The 20538-nt window shown below is 71.9% G+C and carries 18 protein-coding genes and 1 tRNA gene; 12 read left to right on the forward strand and 7 right to left on the reverse strand.

The window, feature by feature from the left end:
* Positions 1–93: 93 nt before the first annotated feature.
* Genes ACIQHQ_RS25985 through ACIQHQ_RS25995 form a run of 3 tightly spaced genes read left to right on the forward strand, consistent with a single transcriptional unit; the run spans position 94 to position 2830 of the window.
* The gene (locus ACIQHQ_RS25985) at positions 94–1137 is read left to right on the forward strand and encodes a chorismate-binding protein (RefSeq protein ID WP_402615655.1); all 1044 of its coding nucleotides are present in this window, start codon (positions 94–96) and stop codon (positions 1135–1137) included.
* Positions 1134–1955, forward strand: coding sequence for an aminotransferase class IV (locus ACIQHQ_RS25990; protein WP_402615657.1), 822 nt, complete (start codon positions 1134–1136; stop codon positions 1953–1955). The genes ACIQHQ_RS25985 and ACIQHQ_RS25990 overlap by 4 nt, the downstream gene beginning before the upstream one ends.
* Positions 1956–2008: 53 nt before the next feature.
* Positions 2009–2830, forward strand: a complete 822-nt coding sequence (locus ACIQHQ_RS25995) for a GNAT family N-acetyltransferase (protein ID WP_402615660.1) — start codon at positions 2009–2011, stop codon at positions 2828–2830.
* Positions 2831–2861: 31 nt separating this feature from the next.
* Here ACIQHQ_RS25995 and ACIQHQ_RS26000 read toward each other — a convergent pair whose 3' ends face one another.
* Positions 2862–3386 (reverse strand): DsbA family protein, encoded by a 525-nt coding sequence (locus ACIQHQ_RS26000; RefSeq protein ID WP_402615663.1) that lies wholly within the window; start codon positions 3384–3386, stop codon positions 2862–2864.
* 174 nt (positions 3387–3560) lie between these two features.
* On the opposite strand from ACIQHQ_RS26000, the gene ACIQHQ_RS26005 reads away from it, so the two are divergent.
* Both ACIQHQ_RS26005 and ACIQHQ_RS26010 read left to right on the forward strand, forming a co-directional pair.
* On the forward strand, positions 3561–4004 hold the full coding sequence (locus ACIQHQ_RS26005; protein ID WP_402615666.1) for a hypothetical protein: 444 nt from the start codon (positions 3561–3563) through the stop codon (positions 4002–4004).
* Between the two features lie 177 nt (positions 4005–4181).
* Positions 4182–4379 (forward strand): hypothetical protein, encoded by a 198-nt coding sequence (locus ACIQHQ_RS26010; protein WP_402615669.1) that lies wholly within the window; start codon positions 4182–4184, stop codon positions 4377–4379.
* A gap of 78 nt (positions 4380–4457) precedes the next feature.
* Here ACIQHQ_RS26010 and ACIQHQ_RS26015 read toward each other — a convergent pair whose 3' ends face one another.
* On the reverse strand, positions 4458–5018 hold the full coding sequence (locus ACIQHQ_RS26015; protein WP_402615672.1) for a CGNR zinc finger domain-containing protein: 561 nt from the start codon (positions 5016–5018) through the stop codon (positions 4458–4460).
* A gap of 323 nt (positions 5019–5341) precedes the next feature.
* Positions 5342–5755 (reverse strand): SsgA family sporulation/cell division regulator, encoded by a 414-nt coding sequence (locus ACIQHQ_RS26020; RefSeq protein WP_004002642.1) that lies wholly within the window; start codon positions 5753–5755, stop codon positions 5342–5344.
* Positions 5756–5946: 191 nt separating this feature from the next.
* Here ACIQHQ_RS26020 and ACIQHQ_RS26025 point away from each other — a divergent pair, with 191 nt between their 5' ends.
* The 7 genes from ACIQHQ_RS26025 to ACIQHQ_RS26055 all read left to right on the forward strand — a co-directional run bounded on the left by ACIQHQ_RS26025 (position 5947) and on the right by ACIQHQ_RS26055 (position 14432).
* Positions 5947–6405, forward strand: a complete 459-nt coding sequence (locus ACIQHQ_RS26025) for a TIGR02611 family protein (RefSeq protein WP_402615675.1) — start codon at positions 5947–5949, stop codon at positions 6403–6405.
* 46 nt (positions 6406–6451) lie between these two features.
* Positions 6452–6523: transfer RNA gene (locus ACIQHQ_RS26030), tRNA-Val, on the forward strand.
* A gap of 1222 nt (positions 6524–7745) precedes the next feature.
* Positions 7746–9035 carry an ABC transporter substrate-binding protein gene (locus tag ACIQHQ_RS26035; RefSeq protein ID WP_402615678.1) on the forward strand — a complete coding sequence of 430 codons (1290 nt, stop codon included), beginning with the start codon at positions 7746–7748 and terminating at the stop codon, positions 9033–9035.
* Entirely contained in the window at positions 9035–10036 is a 1002-nt protein-coding gene (locus ACIQHQ_RS26040; RefSeq protein WP_402615680.1) for a carbohydrate ABC transporter permease, read from the forward strand. The genes ACIQHQ_RS26035 and ACIQHQ_RS26040 overlap by 1 nt, the downstream gene beginning before the upstream one ends.
* On the forward strand, positions 10033–10950 hold the full coding sequence (locus tag ACIQHQ_RS26045; RefSeq protein WP_402615683.1) for a carbohydrate ABC transporter permease: 918 nt from the start codon (positions 10033–10035) through the stop codon (positions 10948–10950). Before ACIQHQ_RS26040 ends, ACIQHQ_RS26045 begins: the two co-directional genes overlap by 4 nt.
* A 7-nt stretch (positions 10951–10957) precedes the next feature.
* A complete protein-coding gene (locus ACIQHQ_RS26050; protein WP_402615686.1) occupies positions 10958–11587 on the forward strand; it encodes a hypothetical protein in 630 nt (209 codons plus the stop codon).
* 109 nt (positions 11588–11696) lie between these two features.
* Positions 11697–14432, forward strand: coding sequence for a Tat pathway signal sequence domain protein (locus ACIQHQ_RS26055; RefSeq protein ID WP_402615688.1), 2736 nt, complete (start codon positions 11697–11699; stop codon positions 14430–14432).
* 54 nt (positions 14433–14486) lie between these two features.
* On the opposite strand, the gene ACIQHQ_RS26060 is transcribed toward ACIQHQ_RS26055, so the two are convergent.
* From ACIQHQ_RS26060 to ACIQHQ_RS26075, 4 genes are all read right to left on the reverse strand, one after another.
* Complete coding sequence (locus tag ACIQHQ_RS26060; protein WP_402615691.1) at positions 14487–14693, reverse strand: hypothetical protein; 207 nt, start codon at positions 14691–14693, stop codon at positions 14487–14489.
* A gap of 10 nt (positions 14694–14703) precedes the next feature.
* On the reverse strand, positions 14704–16059 hold the full coding sequence (locus ACIQHQ_RS26065) for a diaminopimelate decarboxylase (protein WP_402615694.1): 1356 nt from the start codon (positions 16057–16059) through the stop codon (positions 14704–14706).
* A gap of 243 nt (positions 16060–16302) precedes the next feature.
* On the reverse strand, positions 16303–17967 hold the full coding sequence (locus tag ACIQHQ_RS26070; protein ID WP_402615697.1) for a helix-turn-helix domain-containing protein: 1665 nt from the start codon (positions 17965–17967) through the stop codon (positions 16303–16305).
* Between the two features lie 127 nt (positions 17968–18094).
* Complete coding sequence (locus tag ACIQHQ_RS26075) at positions 18095–20476, reverse strand: SCO7613 C-terminal domain-containing membrane protein (RefSeq protein WP_402615700.1); 2382 nt, start codon at positions 20474–20476, stop codon at positions 18095–18097.
* Between the last annotated feature and the right edge of the window lie 62 nt (positions 20477–20538).

Genomic DNA, 20538 nt, shown 5'->3' on the forward strand with positions numbered 1-20538 from the left:
CGTGCTGCGCTTCCCCTGCTCAGGGAGGTCACAGAGTCGCCGGGGGAGACATCCCCCGGTCACGCGAGGGATACCCGCCATAGACTCGACTGCGTGCTCGACCTCCCTCCTCTCGCCCGTTTCGGTGACCGTGTCGCCACCGGGCTCCTCGACGTCACCGACGACCCCGAGGCCCTGGAGTCCAGCGGCTTCTGGGCCGTCTGCGCCGACTTCGAGGGCCGTCTGACCTGCGCCCGCTTCGCGGAAGTCCGGACGGCGGGCGTGCCCGCTGCCGTACCAGGCGCATGGCGCGGACCGGCCGCCGGTGACTGGACGTCCTCGCTCGACCGCGCCGCGTACACGGCCGCGGTGCGGCGGATCCGTGACCACATCGCGGCCGGCGAGGTCTACCAGGCGAACCTGTGCCGGGTGCTGTCCGCGCCCGTACCGCCCGGCGCCGACGTGGACGCCCTCACCGCACTGCTGGCCCGCGGCAACCCGGCCCCGTACGCAGGAACGATCCGCCTACCCGGGCACGGCGTGGAGATCGCCACTGCCTCCCCGGAACTCTTCCTGCGGCGCGAGGGCCGGATCGTCGCGTCCGGGCCGATCAAGGGCACCGGCAGGACCGAGGCAGACCTGCTGGAGAAGGACTACGCCGAGAACGTGATGATCGTGGACCTCGTCCGCAACGACATCGGACGGGTGTGCGCCACGGGCAGCGTGACGGTGCCCGACCTGTGTGCCGTCGAGAAGCACCCCGGGCTGGTCCACCTCGTCTCGACGGTCCGCGGCGAGCTGGCGGACGGGGTGGGCTGGGCCGAGCTGCTCGGCGCCGCCTTCCCCCCCGGCTCGGTCACCGGCGCGCCCAAGTCCAGCGCGCTGCGGATCATCGACGCTTTGGAGAGGGCGCCCAGAGGGCCGTACTGCGGCGGGGTCGGCTGGGTCGACGCCGACAGCGGGACGGGTGAGCTGGCCGTCGGCATCCGTACCTTCTGGATCGACCGGTCCGACGGCGTGCTGCGGTTCGGCACCGGCGCCGGCATCACCTGGGGCTCCGATCCGGAGGGGGAGTGGCGGGAGACCGAGCTGAAGGCGGCCCGGCTGCTCGCGATAGCGTCGGGAGCGTACGAGGTGAGTGGAGAGGACCTGACGTGAAGATCTGGCTCGACGGCGGGCTGCAGGACATCGAGTCCGCCCGCGTCTCCGTCTTCGATCACGGGCTGACCGTGGGCGACGGCATCTTCGAGACGGTCAAGGCGGTGGACGGCCGGGCGTTCGCGCTCACCCGGCACCTCGACCGGCTCACCCGCTCCGCGCGCGGCCTCGGCCTGCCCGACCCGGACCACGACGAGGTGCGCCGCGCCTGCGCCGCCGTCCTGGAAACCAACCACGTCCCGCTCGGCCGCCTGCGCATCACCTACACCGGCGGTCACGGGCCGCTCGGCTCCGACCGCGGCGAGCACGGCCCGACCCTCGTCGTCGCCCTCGGCGAGACGACCCGCCGCCCCGACTCCACCGCCGTCGTCACGGTCCCCTGGACCCGCAACGAGCGCGGCGCGCTCACCGGCCTGAAGACCACCTCGTACGCCGAGAACGTCGTCGCCCTGGCCCGCGCCCGCGAACAGGACGCCTCCGAGGCCCTGTTCGGCAACACGGTGGGGCGGCTGTGCGAGGGCACCGGCTCCAACGTGTTCGTCGTCCTCGACGGCGAGATCCACACGCCGCCGCTCGCCTCCGGCTGCCTCGCGGGCATCACGCGCGCGCTGACGGTCGAATGGACCGGCGCCGCGGAGACCGACCTGCCGCTGGACGTCCTGGAACGGGCCGACGAGATCTTCCTGACGTCCACCCTGCGGGACGTCCAGGCCGTGCACCGTGTCGACGGCCGTGAGCTGCCCGGCGCGCCGGGCCCGGTGACCGCCAAGGCGATGCGGATCTTCGAGGAGCGGTCCGGCAACGACCTCGACCCCTGACAGCCGCGGATATGGGGCTGACCAGGGTCGTGGTTGCGGGTAGAACACCCCTGATGACCACGACCCTGCGGCCGACCGAGCCGCTTCAGCAGAACGCCGACGGGACACGTTCACGCCGCTACCAGGTGTGCGTGAACAGCCGTCCCGTGGGGGCGATCCACCTCGGCACGCATCCCGTGTTCGGTGACGCGGTGGCCCGGATCATGAAGCTGCGCATCGACGAACCGGACCGCAGGCGGGGCCGGGGCACGGTGGCCGCCCTCGCCGCGGAGGAGGTGGCGCGCGGCTGGGGGGGCCGCCGCATCGAGGCGACGGTACCCGCCGAGTCCGCGGCGGGGCTCCGGCTCGCCACGACGCTCGGCTACGTCGTCCGCAACCGCGGCATGGAGAAGCCGCTCGGCGACACCCCTCCGGACCTGCCGGAGGGCAGCCGTGGCCGGCCCATGACCCAGGCGGAGTTCGGCCCGTGGCTGGAGAAGGGCAAGGAGGACTACGCGCGCAGCTGGATCGAGCGGGGCGTCCCGGAGGCCGAGGCCCGGGCGAAGTCGGAGCGCGACCACGCCACTCTCCTGCCCGACGGGCTCGCCACCCCCGGCATGCTCATCAGCGTCGTCGAGCACCTGGGCGCACCGGTGGGCACGCTGTGGCTGGCGGTGCGCGAGAACAACGCCTTCGTCTTCGACGTGGAGGCCGACGCCGCCCACCGGGGGAAGGGACACGGCCGCACCCTCATGCTCCTGGCGGAAGCACAGACGATCGCCGAGGGCAGGCGCACCCTCGGCCTCAACGTCTTCGCCGGCAACACCCCGGCCGAACGGCTCTACGCGTCGCTCGGCTACGAGACGACGCGGTACGCCGTGTACAAGCCGCTGTAGCGACCCGCGGCCGGGAGCCGGGCGAGAGCGGTCAGTGCTCCTGCCCGGCCAGCAGCCGGTCCGCGATCTCCTCGATCCGCCGGCGCAGCCCCTCCTGGCTCTTGCCGCCGTCGAGCCGCTCACCGCCGATGACGTACGTCGGGGTGCCGGTCACGCCGATCGCCTCGCCCTCGGCCTGGTCGGCGTCCACGATCAGGATGTGCCGGCCGTCGACCAGCGCAGTGTCGAACTCCTCGGCGTCCAGGCCCAGTTCGCGGGCCACCTCGACCAGGAAGGGTTCTCCCGCACGGGCCAGCTCCTCGACCCGCCCCAGCAGAGCCTCGACATACGGCCACCCCCGGCCCTGCTCCCACGCCTCCTCCGCGGCCTGGGCGGCCGCGAAGGCGTGCTTGTTCTTCTCCAGCGGGAAGTGCCGCAGCCGCAGTTCCAGACGGTCGCCGTAGCGGGCACGCAGCGCACGGAGATCGTCCAGCGCGGTGCGGCAGTCCGGGCACTGGAGATCGCACCAGATCTCGAGGACGAGGGCGGCGGAACGGTCGGGGGAGGAGTCGCTCATGCGCACATTCTCCCAGCAGCCGGGACCGGGGACGCAGCCCGCACCGGCACCTGCGGAGGAGACGACCCGGAGATCTCCCCGATGTCGGGCCGGAGCATGGCCCGCCGGGGATCGGCGGGTGCAGGATGGAAGGAGCGAAGTGCCCCGACCCGACCGCGCCGCCTGGAGGACCGGATGATTGCCGAGACCGTCTGCTCCGCCGTGTCCGCGGCAGGCCTGGGCATTGCGGTGATCACGGCGTACCGCAAGCGTTATCTCACCGCGGTCCGTATCGCGGCCTACGCGCTCGTTCCGATCGGCCTGGTGATGACGGGGGTCGTCGAGTGGCTGGCCGACACCGCGTTCAGCCCGACGGCCTGGGCCGGGTTCGGGGTCCTCGGCGTCGCGTGGGTGCTCTTCATGACCACCCGGGCCGTGGAGCGCCGCCGTGGCGGGACCCGCAAGGAGCGCAGGGCGGCGGCCCGCGCGGCGGACCGGCCGGAGGCGGCCGCTCCGGCGGCGGCCTCGGCGCCCAGCCTGGGCCAGGGTTCCCGTCCGGCGAGCCGGCCCGCCCCCGCGTCCCGGGGCGAGGACGACTTCAGCGACATCGAGGCCATTCTCAAGAAGCACGGCATATGACCGGGCCGCGCGCCCGCGGCTGAAACACCACGCGCCGGGGCCAATCGTCACAGTGGGTCCGCCGGTGCGCGGAAGTGATCACAACCCGAACCGGACCTCACGCAATCGGTGCACTCCCGCACGCAACGAGGACGCTGATCGCGCCCGGCGGGGCGATTGAGTCATCATCGCCCCGAGATGCTGGACACGACGGAACAGAGCGACCCCGCAACGCCGCAGGACGGGCCACGTTCCCCGCGGGACGAGCCACGTCCCCGGCAGGACGAGCCGCGCGGTTGCCTCTTCGCCCTATCCCAGCCACCGCTGATGATCTTCCTGGCGGTGATCGGGAGTCTGCTGCTCATGGCCTCGTTGCACGATCTGCTGTTGCTGTGAGCCTGACCCGCGGTACCCGGCGTCACCCGCCGGGGCCCGCGTCGACGTCTTCCGGAGCCCGGCGGCCCGGCGACGCCGTCAGCCCGCCGCCTCCTTGCGGCGCGCCCGGTAGGCGGCCACATGCAGGCGGTTTCCGCAGGTGCGGCTGTCGCAATAGCGCCGCGAGCGGTTGCGGGACAGATCGACGAAGGCACGCCGGCAGTCGGGCGCCTCGCACCGCCGCAGCCGCTCCTGCTCCCCGGCGACCACGAAGAACGCCAGGGCCATCCCGCAGTCGGCGGCCAGATGGTCGGCGACGGAGGCGCCGGGGGCGAAATAGTGCACATGCCAGTCGTAGCCGTCGTGGTCCGTGAGCCTGGGCGTGGTGCCGGCGGCCGCGACCAGCTCGTTGATCTGGCCGGCGGCGGCCCGGGCGTCGGGGGCGGCGAAGACGGCGGCGAAGCGTCCGCGGATCTTGTGCACCGCGCGGAGGTCGGACTCCGAGAGCACCCCGACGTCGCTGATCTCGTGGTTGCGCACGAATTCCGCGAGGGTCGCCACATCCGGCAGCCCGTCCGACGCCGTTTCGTCCTCCGGTGCGGTGTTCACCAGATCGACCACGGTGTCGAGGGCGCACCGGGTGTCGTGGGTGATCAGCACGATTCGCTCCCTGGCCTGAGGGTCGGGCGGGCGCCCGCCGATGCTGGCCGATGGTAACGGCTCAACCACCGCCGGACCGCCCTCATGCCCGCACATGGCTTCGAATAGAACGTCGCCGGGCCCCCCGGGGTTCCCGAGGGGCCGCAGAGCAAGGAGCGGGCAGCGGGGGGCGGTCGCGACGGCAGTGGCGGCGTGCCCCGGCACGCGAACCGGCGCCGAGCCGCGTAGCGGCACCGGCGCCGGTGTCATCCCCTCTGCGGTTGTCCGAGCCCGAGCCGTCTCCCCGAGTCGACGGCGCCGGGCGGCTTGGTGAGCGCCTCGCCCTAGCTTTCCGCCAGGATGTGCGAGAGCTCCTGATCGAGGTCGAAGTGCCGGTGTTCCGTGCCGGGCGGCACGGCGGCGTCGGTCCGCTTCAGGAAGGACTCCAGGGCCCGTGCCGGGGCCTCCAGCAGGGCCTCGCCCTCCGGAGAGCTCAGGGCGATGCACACGACCCCCTGACCGTGACTGCGCGACGGCCAGACGCGGACGTCGCCGGTGCCCGTAGGGCGATGAAGTCCCTCGGCGAGCAGGTCACGGGCGAACACCCACTCGACGGTTTCCTCGGCTCCGGTGTGGAAGGTGGCGTGCACGGCGTAGGGGTCGGCCGTGTCGTACCGCAGGCCTGCGGGGACAGGCAGGGAGGACTCGCTCGACACAACGAGGCGCAGGTGCAGCTCGCAGCTGACCGTGGTGTTCATAAGCGCCAGGGCCTTTCGCTCAGTGTGCGCTCGGGGATTCGCACGTCGGCGAAATCGACATGCCACCTACGGTGCCGTTGTAAACCCCTCTGAGTGTTTTGCGTGCCTTTACGTAACTCTTCCGGCCGAGAGATCGTTCGCGTCGTGCGTCCATTCCGGTGACTGGTTTCGCTCGGGTAGTGTTCGGCCGTATGAATACGGGGAGTAACGAGCCGGGCGAGGTGGCCGTGGCGTCGGACGAGACGGGGACGAACGAAGTGCACGGCGAGCCGCACCGGGGCCTCGGCTCCCGGGCACCGGAATTCATCAAGGCCCGCCGTGCGCTGCACGTGAGCTGGCAGGTCGGCGTGTTCATCATCGGCCTCGCGGTGGTCGTGGCCGGCATCATCATGCTGCCCTTGCCGGGGCCGGGCTGGGTCGTGATCTTCGGCGGCATGGCGATCTGGGCGACGGAGTTCGTGTGGGCCCAGCTGGTGCTCCGCTGGACCAAGCGGAAGGTCACCGAGGCGGCCCAGCGCGCCCTCGATCCCAAGGTGCGGCGCCGCAACATCATCCTGACGTCGATCGGGCTGGTGATCGTGGGCGTGCTCGTCGGCATCTACCTGTGGAAGTTCGGCATCGTGATGCCTTGGAAGATCAAGGACCAGTGAGCGTCACAGGCACCCCCTGACATGGGGTAATGTTCTTCCTGCGTCCGGGCGATTAGCTCAGTGGGAGAGCGCTTCGTTCACACCGAAGAGGTCACTGGTTCGAACCCAGTATCGCCCACCCGGACCGGCGGCCCACCTGTGATCAGCAGGTGGGCCGCCGTCGTTTCACCTCCATCTGCAGGGCATCGCCTCGCTCGGGCGAGGGATCAGAGGGTGACTCGCCGTCGGCTTCGCCCGCTCGGCGGCGTGGGCCGAAAACCCCACCGCCGAGCCGCTCCCGCCGCTGCCGACTCCGTCCGCCGGACCGCGCGCGCTGTCGGTTCCGCCGGTGGGCGGGCTGCGGCAGAAAACCCGGTGCGGCGGCCGGCGCATGCCGGCGGGCCCGCGGTCACACCCGCAGGCGGCGCCGCCTGCGGTGCGGGGAGCGCTCCCGTGGGATCGGCCCGCGCCGGGATCCTCCACGGGGTGAGCGGGCCGTGAAGCAGTCCCCGCGCCGTCGAGATCGCCCCGGCTGACCAGCTCGCACCCGGATCCTCCTCGGACCGGGCTGCTGCCAGGGGGCGGGGGCCAGGGCAGGTCCGCAAGGCCCGCCCGTCCCATGACGCCCGGTGCGCTGCCGGGCTCCGCAGCTGAAGGCAAGGACCATTCCCTCCCGCTCGGCCACACCGGGTGAACCCTCGAGCGCGACCAGTACGCAGGCGCCCGCCCGGCACGCCGAAAGCACGCACCGGATGCCGCCGGGCCCGCCCTCCGGGCGGACGACGTGACGGTGCGGCCCCCCGGGCCCCTGCCTTGCAGACCTCTGGCGCCGCAAAGGTCCCGCCGTCGGGACGGCAAGGCACGACCTCCCGGGCCGGGCCGAACCCCTGCCTGGCGGGCTCCCGGGGCCGGCCGTCGTGGCGCCACACCGGCCGGCCCCGCGGTGGGCGCACCGCCGCCGTGTCCTGCACGCCAAAGCCCCACCTCACCCACCGACCTCCGAGGCTTCCAAGCGCTCCTGTTCACATCCCGGGCACTCTTCCGCCCCGACGCCGCGCGGCCCGAACCGGCCTCCCCGTCCCCGGTACGCCTCCTCCGCCCACGGTCGCCCTGCACTCGGGCAAGAAACCCGCACGACCGGCCCGCGCCGTCCGGTGCTTCAGACCGCACCGCCGTCACCAGGGATGTCGGCCAAGCCCCGTGTCCACCTCGCCTCCTGCGCCCGGTCCGTCGCCCGTCCCCTCGGTAAGAAAATCTTGTCCGAATCATTGACGCACTCTCAGCCCCTCCGTAACTTGTGCCAGCAAGCGCTTACTTGAAACGATTCATGCGAGCGGGACGACGTGCGGGGAGGTCCAACCGTGGTGAACGGCAGGAATGTTGAGAGACGTACGATCCTGAAGGCGGCCGGGGCTACGGCGGCCACGCTGGGGCTGGCCGCGACGACCGGTTGCGGCGGTGACGGAGGGACCTCCGCGGACGGGACGGTGACGATCCGTTACGCGTGGTGGGGTGCGGAGGACCGCGCCGAGAGAATCAACAAGACGATCGAGCTCTTCCACAAGAAGTACCCGAAGATCAAGGTGAAAACGGACTTCCAGCCTTATGTCGACTTCTGGAAGAAGTTCAACACCCAGGCCTCGGGCGGAAATCCACCGGACGTGTTCCAGAATGCGGTCGGCTTCCTCCGCAAATACGACGCGAAGAACGTGCTGCTCGATCTCAGTGAGCAGGCCGAGGCCGGCAACCTCCGGATGGAGGGATTCCGCGCGGGTCTGGAGAAGTTCGGCGAGATCGACGGCAAACTCCTCGGCGTTCCGGTCGGTTCCAACTCGATGGCCCTCGTCATCGACAAGCCCGTCTACACCCGCGCCGGCGTCAAGCCGGAGCAGGGCTGGACCTGGGACGACTTCGACGCGGCGATGAAGAAGATCCGCGACAAGACGGGCCGCGCCGGTGACAGCGGCATGTACGGCACCATGTACCTCTACGACCTCTACCTGCGCCAGAACGGCAAGGCGTTCTTCACCGAGGACGGACTGGGCTTCACCGAGGCCGACCTGACCGACTGGTGGACGAAGGCCAGGAAGGGCGTCGAGGAGGGGCTCTTCTCCGACCCCAAGAAGGTCGCCCAGATCAAGCCCAAGTCGGCGCTCGCCGCGGAGCTCTCCGGCAGCGAGTTCACCTGGGACAACTTCACCGTCCGCTACACCTCCGAGGGCAAGAGCGAGTACGGCCTGGCCCCGATCCCGACGACGGACGGCAAGAAGACCGGCCAGTACCTCGGCTCCCTCATGCTGAGCGCCTCCAGGCGCACCCAGCACCCCAAGGAAGTCGCCCAGTTCATCGACTTCATGGTGCACGAGCCCGAGGTCGCCAAGATCATGGGTTACGACCGGGGTGTGCCCGCGACGCAGGCCCAGTTCGACGCGTACAAGCCGACCGACCCGGTCAACCAGGCGATCGCCGCCTACGAGGAGTCTCTCGTGAAGGCCGGAGTCCTCGAGCCCATCACCCCGCACCCGAACGGCGCGGACATCTGCGAGTCGGCGTTCCTGCGTATCGCCGAGGAGATGGGCCTCGGCAAGAGGTCGGTGGCGGAGGCCGTCAAGCAGTTCTTCACCGAGTCGAAGACGGCTCTCGGCACCTGATGGGAACCACCGTGACACACGCCCCTGCGATGGAGGGCCTGTCCCAGGACTCCGAGCCGCGGCACGGTCCGGTGAAGCCCGCGCGCCCCGCCGCCCTCAAGCGGCGGCGGCGCCGGGAGAACCTGGCCGGCTATCTCTTCATGTCCCCCTGGATCGCCGGGTTCCTGCTGCTGACCGCGGGCCCGATGATCGCCTCGCTCTACTTCGCCTTCACCGACTACAACCTGTTCGACGCGCCCCGGTGGATCGGCCTGGACAACTTCTCGGAGATGTTCGGCGATCCGCGCTGGCGTCACTCGGTGCGGGTGACGCTCTGGTACGTCGCCGTCGGTACGCCGCTGAAGCTGCTCGCGGCCCTCGGCGTGGCGCTGCTGCTCGCCCAGAGCCGGCGCGGGCAGGCCTTCTACCGCGCCGCCTTCTACGCGCCGTCGCTCATCGGCGCGAGCGTCTCCGTCGCGATCGTCTGGAAGGCGATCTTCTCGGACGACGCGATCGTCGACCGTACCCAGAAGATCTTCGGCATCGACGTCGGCGGCTGGACCGGCGACCCGGACATGATCATCTACAGCCTCGTGGCGCTCACCGTCTGGCAGTTCGGCGCCCCCATGGTCATCTTCCTGGCCGGCCTCAAGCAGGTCCCGCGTGAGCTGTACGAGGCGGCCGAGGTCGACGGGGCGGGCACGCTGCGGCGGTTCTGGAACATCACGCTGCCGATGATCTCGCCTGTGCTCTTCTTCAACGTCCTGCTGGAGACGATCCACTCCTTCCAGATCTTCAGCTCGGCGTACATCGTCGGCGGCGGCGCCGGAAGCAACGCCTGTGGTCCCGCCGACGGCTCGATGGTCTACACCTGCTACCTCTACGTCCAGGGTTTCGAGAACAGCCGGATGGGCCTGGCCTCCGCGATGGCCTGGCTGCTGCTCGTCGCGGTGGCTCTGGTGACGGCGGTGCTGTTCTGGTCCCAGAAGCGCTGGGTGCACTACGAGGAGGGCGCCCGATGAGTTCCCCCCATCTCTCGGCTCCGCAGGGGCCACCCCCATCGGCCACCGGCATCAAGCCGTCCGGCCCCGGGGCGTTCCGGCGCAGGCTGCCCGGCTCCCTCGCCTGGCACATCGGGTCGCTGCTGATCCTCGCGGTGATCCTCTACCCGGTGATCTGGGTCATCGGCGGGTCCCTCAAGAAGAGCGAGGACATCGTCGGCAGCCTGGACCTTCTCCCGGCCGACCCGGTCCTCGCCAACTACAGGAGCCTCGCAGACGGCATCGCCGACATCTCGATCTCCACGTTCTTCTTCAACTCGCTCTTCCTCGCGGTCGGTTCCGTGATCGGGATCCTGGTGTCCTGCTCGCTGACGGCCTACGCCTTCGCGAGGATCCGCTTCGCCGGCCGCAATCTGCTCTTCACGCTGATGATCGGCACGCTCCTGCTGCCGTACCACGTGCTGCTGATCCCGCAGTACGTGCTGTTCCGCAACATGGAGATGATCAACACCTACACGCCGCTGCTGCTCGGCAAGTACCTGGCCACCGAGGCGTTCTTCGTCTTCCTGATGGTGCAGTTCATGCGCAACATGCCCAAGGAGCTCGACGAGGCGGCCCGCCTCGACGGCTGCGGGCACTTCCGGATCTACTGGTCGATCGTGCTGCCGCTGAGCCGGCCGGCCCTGATCACCAGCGCGATCTTCACCTTCATCAACTCCTGGAACGACTTCATGGGCCCGCTGATCTACCTCAACGAGCCCGACAAGTACACGGTCTCGCTCGGCCTGAAGATGTTCGTCGACCAGGAGGGACTGGCCAACTACGGCGGCATGATCGCCATGTCGCTGGTCGCGCTGCTGCCGGTCCTCGCCTTCTTCCTCGCCTTCCAGCGCTATCTGATCGACGGCATGGCCACGTCCGGTCTGAAGGGCTGAGGCGGGCATGGCCGGGACGCGGGTGAAGACACGGGGCGAGTCGGCGCTCGCCATCCCTACGTCCCCTGCTCGCGCGGAGTCGAGAGCTTGGGGAAGGTTCGCGGTGTTCGCCGAGTCTCTGCTGACCGGTGTGTGGATCGCGGTCGCCTCGCTGGGCATCGTCACCTACCCTGCCGCGTTCGCCGCCGGGGCGCGGCATCTGCGGCGCCATACCGCCCACGAGAGCGGCGGATGGCGGGAGTTCGCCGCCGACTTCCGCGCGGCCCTGCGCGGCGGGTGGCTCGCCGGACTCGCCGGGTGGGCGGCGATGGCCGCGGTCTGGGTGGACGTGCGGGCGGCCCGGGCGGGGATTCCCGGCGGGCCGCTCGTCGGGGCCCTCGGCGTCGTGGCGCTGATCGGGCTCGTCGTCGCCGGGCTGCGTGCGGCCGCGGTCTGGGCGCCGGGTACGCGCTGGCGGACGCTGCTGGCCGAGGCCGGGCGCCGGACCGTGCTCGATCCGGCCGGGTCCTTCCTGATCATCGGCGGGCTGGCCGTGGTGGCCGTGTCCGCCTGGTTCTCCGCGCCGCTGGCGGCCCCCGTCCTCGGGGCTGTCGCGGCGGCGGCCGTCGCCGTGGAGGAGCGGTACCGGCACCGCTGAACGGCGGTGCCCCTTTCAGGCCGGTGCCTCGGCGCCGCACCTCCTCTGTCATGCCCCTGACCAGCGCACGGATTCGCTTCCCGCACGGACAAGGAAAGGCAGCATCGCCATGTCTCCCATCCCCCGCAGGTCCCTCCTCAAGGCGGCCGCCGTCACCGGAGCCGCCGCCCAGTTCAGCTGGGCGCTGGGAGCCCGGGACGCCCAGGCCGCGCCCGGAGCCGAACCCGCCGACGCCGACCCGGTGACCCTGGACTGGCTGGAGGACGGCGGCCTCGGCGCCGCCCCCGGCTCCACCGTCGGCGTGCCCTGGCCCAAGGGCGCGTACCAGAAGGACCAGACCTTCGCGCTGACGGACGCCGGCGGCAAGGCCGTACCCGTGCAGTCCTGGCCGATCGCCTACTGGCCCGACGGATCCCTCAAGTGGACCGCGCACGCCGTCGCGTCGGGGGACGGAAAGCTCACCCTCACCGCCGGGACACCCGCCGCACTTGAGAAGAAGGTGACCGTCGAGAAGCGCGGCGGCACCATCGGCATCTCGACCGGCGTCATCACCGCGAAGATCGGCACCTCCGGCTCCACGATCGTCAAGTCCGTCACCCGGGGCTCCACCGAGATCGTGAAGAACGGCCGGCTCGTGCTGATCCGTCAGCCCGAGATCGAGGACGAGGACCAGGGCGCGGTCAGGACCGAGCGCTTCGACGGCGCCGTCTCCAAGGTCGAGGTCGAGCAGGCCGGCCCGGTGCGCGCGGTCGTCCGCATCGACGGCAAGCACCGCAAGGGCGGCCGCAGCTGGCTGCCCTTCTCGATCAGGCTCTACTTCTACGCGGGCGCCGACTCCTTCCGCATGGTGCACACCATCACCTACGACGGCAAGCAGGAGCCGGGCAAGGCCAGTGGCGACTTCATCCGCGGCCTCGGAGTCCGCTTCACCGTGCCCCTGCGCGACGAGTCGTACGACCGCCACATCCGCATCGGCGGAGACGGCACCGGAATGCTCCGCGAGGCCGTCAAGGGCATCACCGGACTGCGCCGGGACCCCGGCGCGGCCGTGCAGGCGGCTCAGTTCGAGGGCAAGAAGCTGCCCGATCCCGCCACCTGGGACCAGCGGGTGACGACCCGGCTGCAATACATCCCCGAATGGGGCGACTACACCCTCTCCCAACTCTCCGCCGACGGCTTCACGCTGCGCAAGCGCACCAAGAAGGGCCACGGCTGGGTCGCCGCGGGCGGTGGCCGGCGCGCCTCCGGCTTCGGTTACGTCGGCGGGGCGAGCGGCGGGTTCTCCTTCGGGCTGCGCGACTTCTGGGAGAAGTTCCCCGCCCAGCTCGACATCCGGGACGCCCACACCGACGAGGCCGAGGTCACCCTCTGGCTCTGGTCGCCCGAGGCGCAGCCCATGGACATGCGCTTCTACCACGACGGCATGGGCCAGGACACCTACCCCGAACAGATCGAAGGCCTCAACATCACCTACGAGGACTACGAGCCGGAGTTCGGCACCCCGTACGGCATCGCCCGCACCTCCGAACTCCTCTTCTGGGCGAACGAGTCGACCCCGAGCCCGGACCGGCTCGCCGAGCAGGTCGAAGCCGTCCGCGTGCTGCCGCAGCTCGCCGCCCCGCCCGTGCAGCTCATCAAGGCCAAGGTCTTCGGGCCGGGTCTGTACTCCGAGCCCGATCGCTCCACCCCGGCCAAGGCGAAGATCGAGGACCACCTCGACTTCCTCTTCACCTACTACAAGGACCAGGTGGAGCAGCGCCGCTGGTACGGCTTCTGGGACTACGGCGACATCATGCACACCTACGACACCTTCCGGCACCAGTGGCGGTACGACATCGGCGGCTACGCCTGGGACAACTCCGAGCTGTCGCCGGACCTGTGGCTCTGGTTCGCCTACCTGCGCTCCGGCCGCGCCGACATCTTCCGCTTCGCCGAGGCGATGACCCGGCACACCGGCGAGGTCGACGTTTACCACCTCGGCACATGGGCCGGCCTCGGCACCCGGCACGGCGTGCAGCACTTCGCCGACAGCGCCAAACAGCAGCGCATCGCCAACACCACCTACCGGCGCTACTACTACTTCCTCACGGCGGACGAACGCGTCGGCGACCTCATGCACGCCAACGTCGACTCCGACGAGACGTTCCTCGCCCTCGACCCGCTCCGCAAGATCCGCACCGAGCCGTACACCCCCGACCGGCACGCCCTGTCGGTCGGCTTCGGCACGGACTGGAGCGGCCTGGTCTCGGCCTGGCTGACCGAGTGGGAGCGCAAGGGCCCCAAGTGGGAGAAGGCCAAGGCACGTGTGCTGTCCACCATGGAGACCATCGCCGCCCAGCCCAACGGCTTCGTCCAGGGCAGCGGCCTGTACGACCTGGACACCGGCAGGTTCGCCGTCGCCGGGGCCCCCAAGGTGGAGGTCTCGCACCTGTCGGCCGTCTTCGGCCTCAACGAACTGTGCGCCGAGCTCATCGACCTCGTCGACATGCCGAAGTTCAACGAGGCGTACTTCGACTACTGCCGCTACTTCAACGCCACCAAGGCCGAGCAGAAGGCCCGCTACGGCTCCGACTTCGGCAGCCTGCTGCTGTTCCAGGGCCACTCGCGCCTCGACGCGTACGCGGCCGTAAAGACCGGCGACGAGAAGCTCGCCAAGCGGGCCTGGGAGAAGTTCTACAACTCCGACGGCTACAAGGAGTCCGCGCCCTGGCGGACGGAGAAGCTGAGCGGTCCGGCCGCACTGGTGCCGGGCAGCGAGGCCACCTGGGTGTCCACGAACGACACCGCGCTGTACGGCCTCGCCGCCATCGAGAACCTGGCGCTGCTGGGGGACAGGATGCCGTAGCGGGAAGCCGGATGAGCGGTTCCCGTGGCGACGCCGAAGCGGGAACCGCTGGTCCTAGTCGATGATCTGGTGGAAGAACAGGACGGCCGGGGCCACCACCCCGCCTCCGACGCTCACCGCGACCGGCCACCCGTTGCCGGCCAGTGCCGCCAGGACAGTGGCACCGATGCCGACCAGGGCTGCCAGCAGGAAGACGATCGCGGCGCGCTGACTGAGGAGCGGTCCGTCCCGGCCGGGTCCCCGACGGTCGGCCTGTGCCACTCGGTGCTCCTTATCCGAGGACGCCGTGGACGGTCTCGTGCGCTCGTCGCCGCGGGGGAGTGCCGTGGCCGCCCGGGCCCGGCACGTCCCACGGATCCTGCGCGGGACGCAGGAGTTCGAAGCGGACGCTGCCGTCACCGCTCGTCCGGACCCCGTGCACGGCGGGTTCGGGCAGGCTGTTGTAGTGGAAGGGCGTCGAGAAGTAGTAGGCGCCGGTGTCCGGGACGGCGATGATGTCGCCGGGCTCCAGGAGCGGCAACGCGCGGTCACGCGCCAGCAGGTCCCCGGCGAAGCAGGCGGGCCCGGCGATGTCCTGGCGGACCGAGGCGCCCCGCTTGGCCGTGCCGCTCTTGTCGTGCGCCTCGATCCGCAGGGGCCACGCGTCAGGGTTGAACACCGTCCGGGTGGCCACCTGCACCCCGGCGTGGGTGACCGCGATCGGCCGGCCGCCCATGCTCTTCGTGTACTCGACGTACGCGGCGGTGAACCCGTTCTTCGCCAGGACGGAACGCCCGAACTCGGTGACGATCTCGTACCCGCCGGAGAACAGTGCCGGCGCCTGGGCGCGCAGTTGCCGGACGTACGTGCCGAAGGTGGGCGTGGTCTCGTCGTCGGCGAAGTTGACGGGCAGTCCGCCGCCGATGTCGATGCCGACGACCTGACGTCGGCCGAGGGAGGCGTTGACCTCCTCGGCGAACGCCACGGCCTGCGCGACGGCGCCGGCCATGAGGTCGAGCGGGCAGCCCTGCGAACCGGCGTGGGTGTGCACCCAGGTCAGCCACGGGTGGTCGTGGTAGGCGCGCAGCAAACGCCGTCGGCTTCCCGGGTCCGCCAGGGGGACGCCGAACTTCGAGGTGCTCGTCGCCGTGCTCATCGCGGCGATGCTGCCGCCGCCGAGCTGGGAGTTGACGCGCACCCCGATCCGCGACACCGGCACGCGCCCGCCCAGCACCCGGTCGATCCTGGCCAGTTCCTGGTAGTTGTCGGCGTTGACGGTCACACCCAGGCCGAGGGCGTGCCGCAGTTCGGCCTCCGTCTTGGCCGGAGAGTCGAAGACGATCCGATCCGGCGCGAACCCGGCGGCCAGCGCCCGGGCCAGTTCACCCGCGGTGGCCACCTCGCAGCCCATGCCGAGCCGCCGCAGCTCCGCCAGCACCGGCACCAGGCAGTTCGCCTTGGCGGCGAACGCGTGCAGCACACGCGGCGAAGCGGGAAAGGCGCGGTGCAGGGACGCGACGGTCGCGGCGACGCCGTCGAGGTCGACGAAGGCGGCCAGCTGGGACTGCCCGGCGTCGAGCAGTCCCTGTCGCACCGCTTCCTGGAGGATCCGTTCGCGCCGCTCGGCGGCGGGGGTCAGTCCGGTCATGGCGAGCCTTCCGGTGTCGTACACGCAACGCCCGGGACCGCCCCGGGGTGGAGTACCAGGCTGCTGCCCGCGCCGGGAGGGCGTCTTCGTCGCGTCGTCAAAGACGCGGACCTCGCCCACGGCGCCCGGGCGCGACAACCCCCCTGCCCGGCCGGGGCGTTGTGCGGTACGACGAAGGAGCGGCCCTTCGATGGTGGCCGCGGCCAAGGCGGCGCGCGCACGCGGTTGCCTCGTGCCGGTCGTTCAGGGGCGTGCGCCGTCGGCGTCCTGGCCCAGACGCAACTGCACCTGGGCGAGCAGCCGGGCGTCGGGACTGCCCAGGTCCAGCCCCGACACCTGCGTGATCCGGCGCAACCGGTAGCGCAGGCTGTTGGAATGCACGCCCAGCGCCCGCGAGGCGGCCGACACGTCCCCGAAGTGGTCGAGGTAGGCGCGCAGGGTCTCCACCAGGCAGCTGCCGCTGTGATCGGCGTCGAACTCCCTCAGCCGCGCCACCGAGGTCCGCGGTGGCAGTGCCACTTCTCGCAGGGCGTCGACGACTTGGAGGATTCCCACGGTGTCGGCGACGTCCTCGCTCCGCGCGACCGTGCGTGGCCCGGCGGCCGCGATCAGCGCCCGCAGGGTCCGCTCGGCCGACCGGCGTGACGCGGGCGCCCCTGCCAGGCCCGGGACCACGTCGCCCAGCCCCACCTTCACCGCCGGGCCGATCGTCGCCGACAGCTGATCGGCCAGTGCCTGCCCGAGCCGCCGCACCTGGCCGTCCGCCCGCCCCGGGTCGTGCTCCAGCCCGGTCAGCAGCACCAGGGTCCTGCCGCCCGCCGGGACGACCACGACTCGGTGGCCCAGCGCCGCGCAGTGCAGGGTGAGCAGCCCGTACAGCCCGGACGGGCCGTCGTCCCCGAGGCGGCCGGAGCCGGTTCCGACCGCCAGGACGGCACAGGGCTGCCGGGGCGGCAGCGAGGCCCGCTCCGCGAGCACCTCGACGGATCCACGGTCCTCCAGCAGCGCCCGGGCCGCATCCTCCACCAGGCGGTCGTCCGAGCTGTGGGTGCGGTGATGGAGCAGGTGGGCGGCCGCGGCCCGGGCGGCGGCGCGCAGCGTCTCCGCCGCGTTCGGTGCGAGCGGGCGGCCGGCGACCGCCGCCACCCAGAGGGACCCCAGCGCCTCTCCGCCCGCCCGCACGGCGCCGACCAGACGCTCCGGATCCTGGCCGTGGGCGGGCCGGTGCAGCACATCGCCCGCGCCCCACAGGGCCTGGAAGAACCCCGCCTCCCGCATGGCCGCCACCCGCCAGGGCGGCACACGACGGCCGAGGATGGTCAGCCGGCGCATCTCGTCCACGTTCTCCTCGGTGGAGGAGTACGCCAGCACCCGCGACTCCGTGTCCTCGATGGTCACCGAGCCTCCCACCAGAGCGGCCACCGCGTCGGCCAGCGAGTCCAGATCGCCCAGACGCACGCCGCCGGTCGCCGGCACCGGGTGGACACCCGCCGCCGCCAGCCCCGCCCTCAGCACCCCCACGAGCTGTGCCCAGGTGCACCAGGCGGTGCGGAAGAGCACCGCCGTGCCGCTCTCCTCCGCGGCTGTCTGCAACGCCCGCGCCGTGGGCTCCGGCCGCCCCGGGCCGAACACCACACCCGCCGCACCGGCCTCACCGGCCAGGCGCACCACGTCGACCGCGTGCGCCGAGCGCGGGTCGACACCGACGGCGAGCAGTAACTCCCGCGGTCTGATCACGGGTTCCAGCGCGTCCAGCACATGGACACCGGTGACGCTCGTCCGCAGTCCCTGCGGGGCCGTGTGCAGCTCCACGGCTCCCGCACCCACCACCGAGAGCAGGCGCTCCAGGGTCCCGTGGTCCTCGGCGCCCGTGCCCCCGCCCGGTGCTTGCCCCAGGTCCGTCAACATGCCTCCCCGTCCCCCCGCCCGACCGTGCCGCCGGCGGCCATCGGAGAACGTATGACATCACGGGATTTGTCCGCGGTCGAGAGGCCCGGACGGCACACGAAAGGGTCCAACGACGCGCCGGCGGTGGCTAGTTCATCCTCCCCAGCACCTCCCTGACCCGCCGGACGTCCCGGATCCGCTGCTCGTACGTCGCCCCGAGCGCGAGCAGCAGGAGTCCGGCGAGGGCGGGAGGCGCCCAGCGGGGCAGGGCTCCCGTCACCTGCACGACGTAGGGGGCGAGCTCGTGCAGGGTGACCAGGGCCAGCACCGAGCCGCCGAGCGCCAGCGGTGCCTGGAGGTGGTGCCGGGCACCCAGCAGGGTGACCAGCAGTGCCGCGCCGCCGAGCAGGAGGGGCCGCGTCCAGTGCGGATCGGCCCAGGCCGCGACCAGGCTCGGCAGGAGTGTGGCCGCGAGCCCGGGGCCGTACGCCGTCCAGGAGGACGCCTGCGGATCCCGGCGCCGGCGCAGCGCTCCGACGAGCAGCGCCGGGACGGTCACCGGGAGTGTGTACGCCTCGGGCGCGGTGACGTCCCAGACGGCCAGGCGCACCCAGGCGGCCAGCACGAACAGGGCCGCGGCCGCGTAGCCCACGGGACGGCGCTCGGCGCGCAGGGCCGTGCCCGCGGCGATCACCCCGCACAGGGCCAGCACCAGGGCGAGCATCGGCGGATCGGTGACGGCGAGAGTCACGGCGAACAGCCCGAGGGCGGCTCCCACGGCCTCGACGGGCACCGTCGCCCGGGCCGCGCCGAGCCGCGGCGCCAGCAGGGATGCAGCGGCGGGAACCACCAGGACCAGCAGGGCGGCGCGGGCAGGCGGCCAGTCCGCGGCGGCACCGGACGCCGAGGCCAGCCCGGCGCCGTACACGAGAGCCGCCGGGGCCGTGAAGGGCGCGACTCCCGTCCGCCACGAGGCCGCGGCGAACAGCGCCGTCAGCACGGACAGCGCGATGAGGGTCGCGGACTGGGAGGCGAGGGAGACCAGGGTGAGGCCGGCGGCCGTGACCAGGGCCAGGACGAGGGCCGTGACCCGTGCGGCCGACGCCGTGATCCGGCACGCGGACAGCGCGGCCGCCGTCAGGACGCCCAGGACCAGCATCCCCACCGGGTAGGGAACCTCGAAAACCGCCGGAAGGGTCAGAGCCGTCGCCCACAGCAGCCCCAGGGAACCGAGCAGGGCCCGCCCGCGCCACGGCACCGCACGCACCGCCAGGGCGAGCACCGCGGCGACCGCCATCAGCACGAGGGGAGCGACGGTCGCGCCGGACGGCCAGGGCACCTCCACGGTCACCGCCGCACGGGCGTCGGCGGGAGCACCGCTCCACACCCGGCCCAGCCGGCCGGCCGGGCCCAGCAGCACCACGACGACGACGGGCAGCGCCCACAGCACGGCCAGCGTCTGTACGGCACCGGAGGCCCAGACGAAGCCCCGCCGCACGGCGACCGGCAGCCGTTCCCCGCGCACCGCCGCCAACAGGCCGATGCCGACGACCAGATGAGCCGGCACCGCCCACTGCGACGGCACCCCGGAACGTGCCACCCCACCGAGCGCGGCCACGACGAGCAGCCCGGACGTCATCGCGAGACCGAGAGCGTGCCGCGTGCCCGGCCCCCGCCAGGCCGCAGCCAGGGCGATCGCCCCGGCGAGAAGCAGCAGCGCCCCGGCGCGGGAGGCCGCGCCCGGGCCACCGGCCGTCAAGGACAGCCAGCCGGCACCCAGTACGCCCCAGCCGCCCATGCCGTACGCGCCGACGGCGGCGGTGATCCGCACGGCACCGGCCGGCAACCGCACCACCGCCACCGCGTCGAGCCCGGCCGTCACCAGCAGCGCGGCCGTGATCACGTACGCGCTCGCACCGGCGGTCAGAGCCCCCAGCAGCAACGGGAGCTGGGCCGCCGCCAGGGCACAGGGCAGCGGCAGGCGCAGCGCGGCCGTGGCCGGCAGCAGGCCGTACGCCGCCCAGACCGCCGCCAGGACCGCCGACGCGGTGGCCGCGTACCCGGTGCCGTCCGTCCCGGAGAGGGCCGCCGCGTGCAGCGCGTAGGCGTCCAGGACGGTCAGGGCCAGCCCGAGGCCCGCCACCGACTCGGCCGTCGACCGCAGTCCCCGCTTCAGCAGCGCCACGGGTGCGGCGAGCGTGGCCAGGGTGACCGCGCCGAGGACCAGGGCCCGCCCGGCGATCCCCATGTGCCCCCAGCTGACCAGCGTGAACACCGCGGCCGCGAGCGTGAGCAGGACACCGCCGAGGACCAGCAGCGCGTTCTGCACACTGGGCGCGGCCGTCTCCGGACGGGGCGGTACGGCGACCGGCGGACGCGCCGAGGCCTGGGCCCGCGGCTGCTGCGTCTGGTGCAGGGCCGCGACCAGCCAGGCGCGACGGGTCAGCAACTGGGCACGCCGGGCGTCCAGTTGCCAGAGCTCGGCGTCGAGGAGCCGCAATTCCTCGGCCGGCGGCGGAAGGTGGGTCATGTACGGCAGTGTGGTACGCGTCACCTCGCACGGCATGAGTGCTGATACTCAGGCGCGTACTC

The organism is Streptomyces sp. NPDC092370 (genome assembly GCF_044755265.1).
GTDB lineage: Bacteria > Actinomycetota > Actinomycetes > Streptomycetales > Streptomycetaceae > Streptomyces.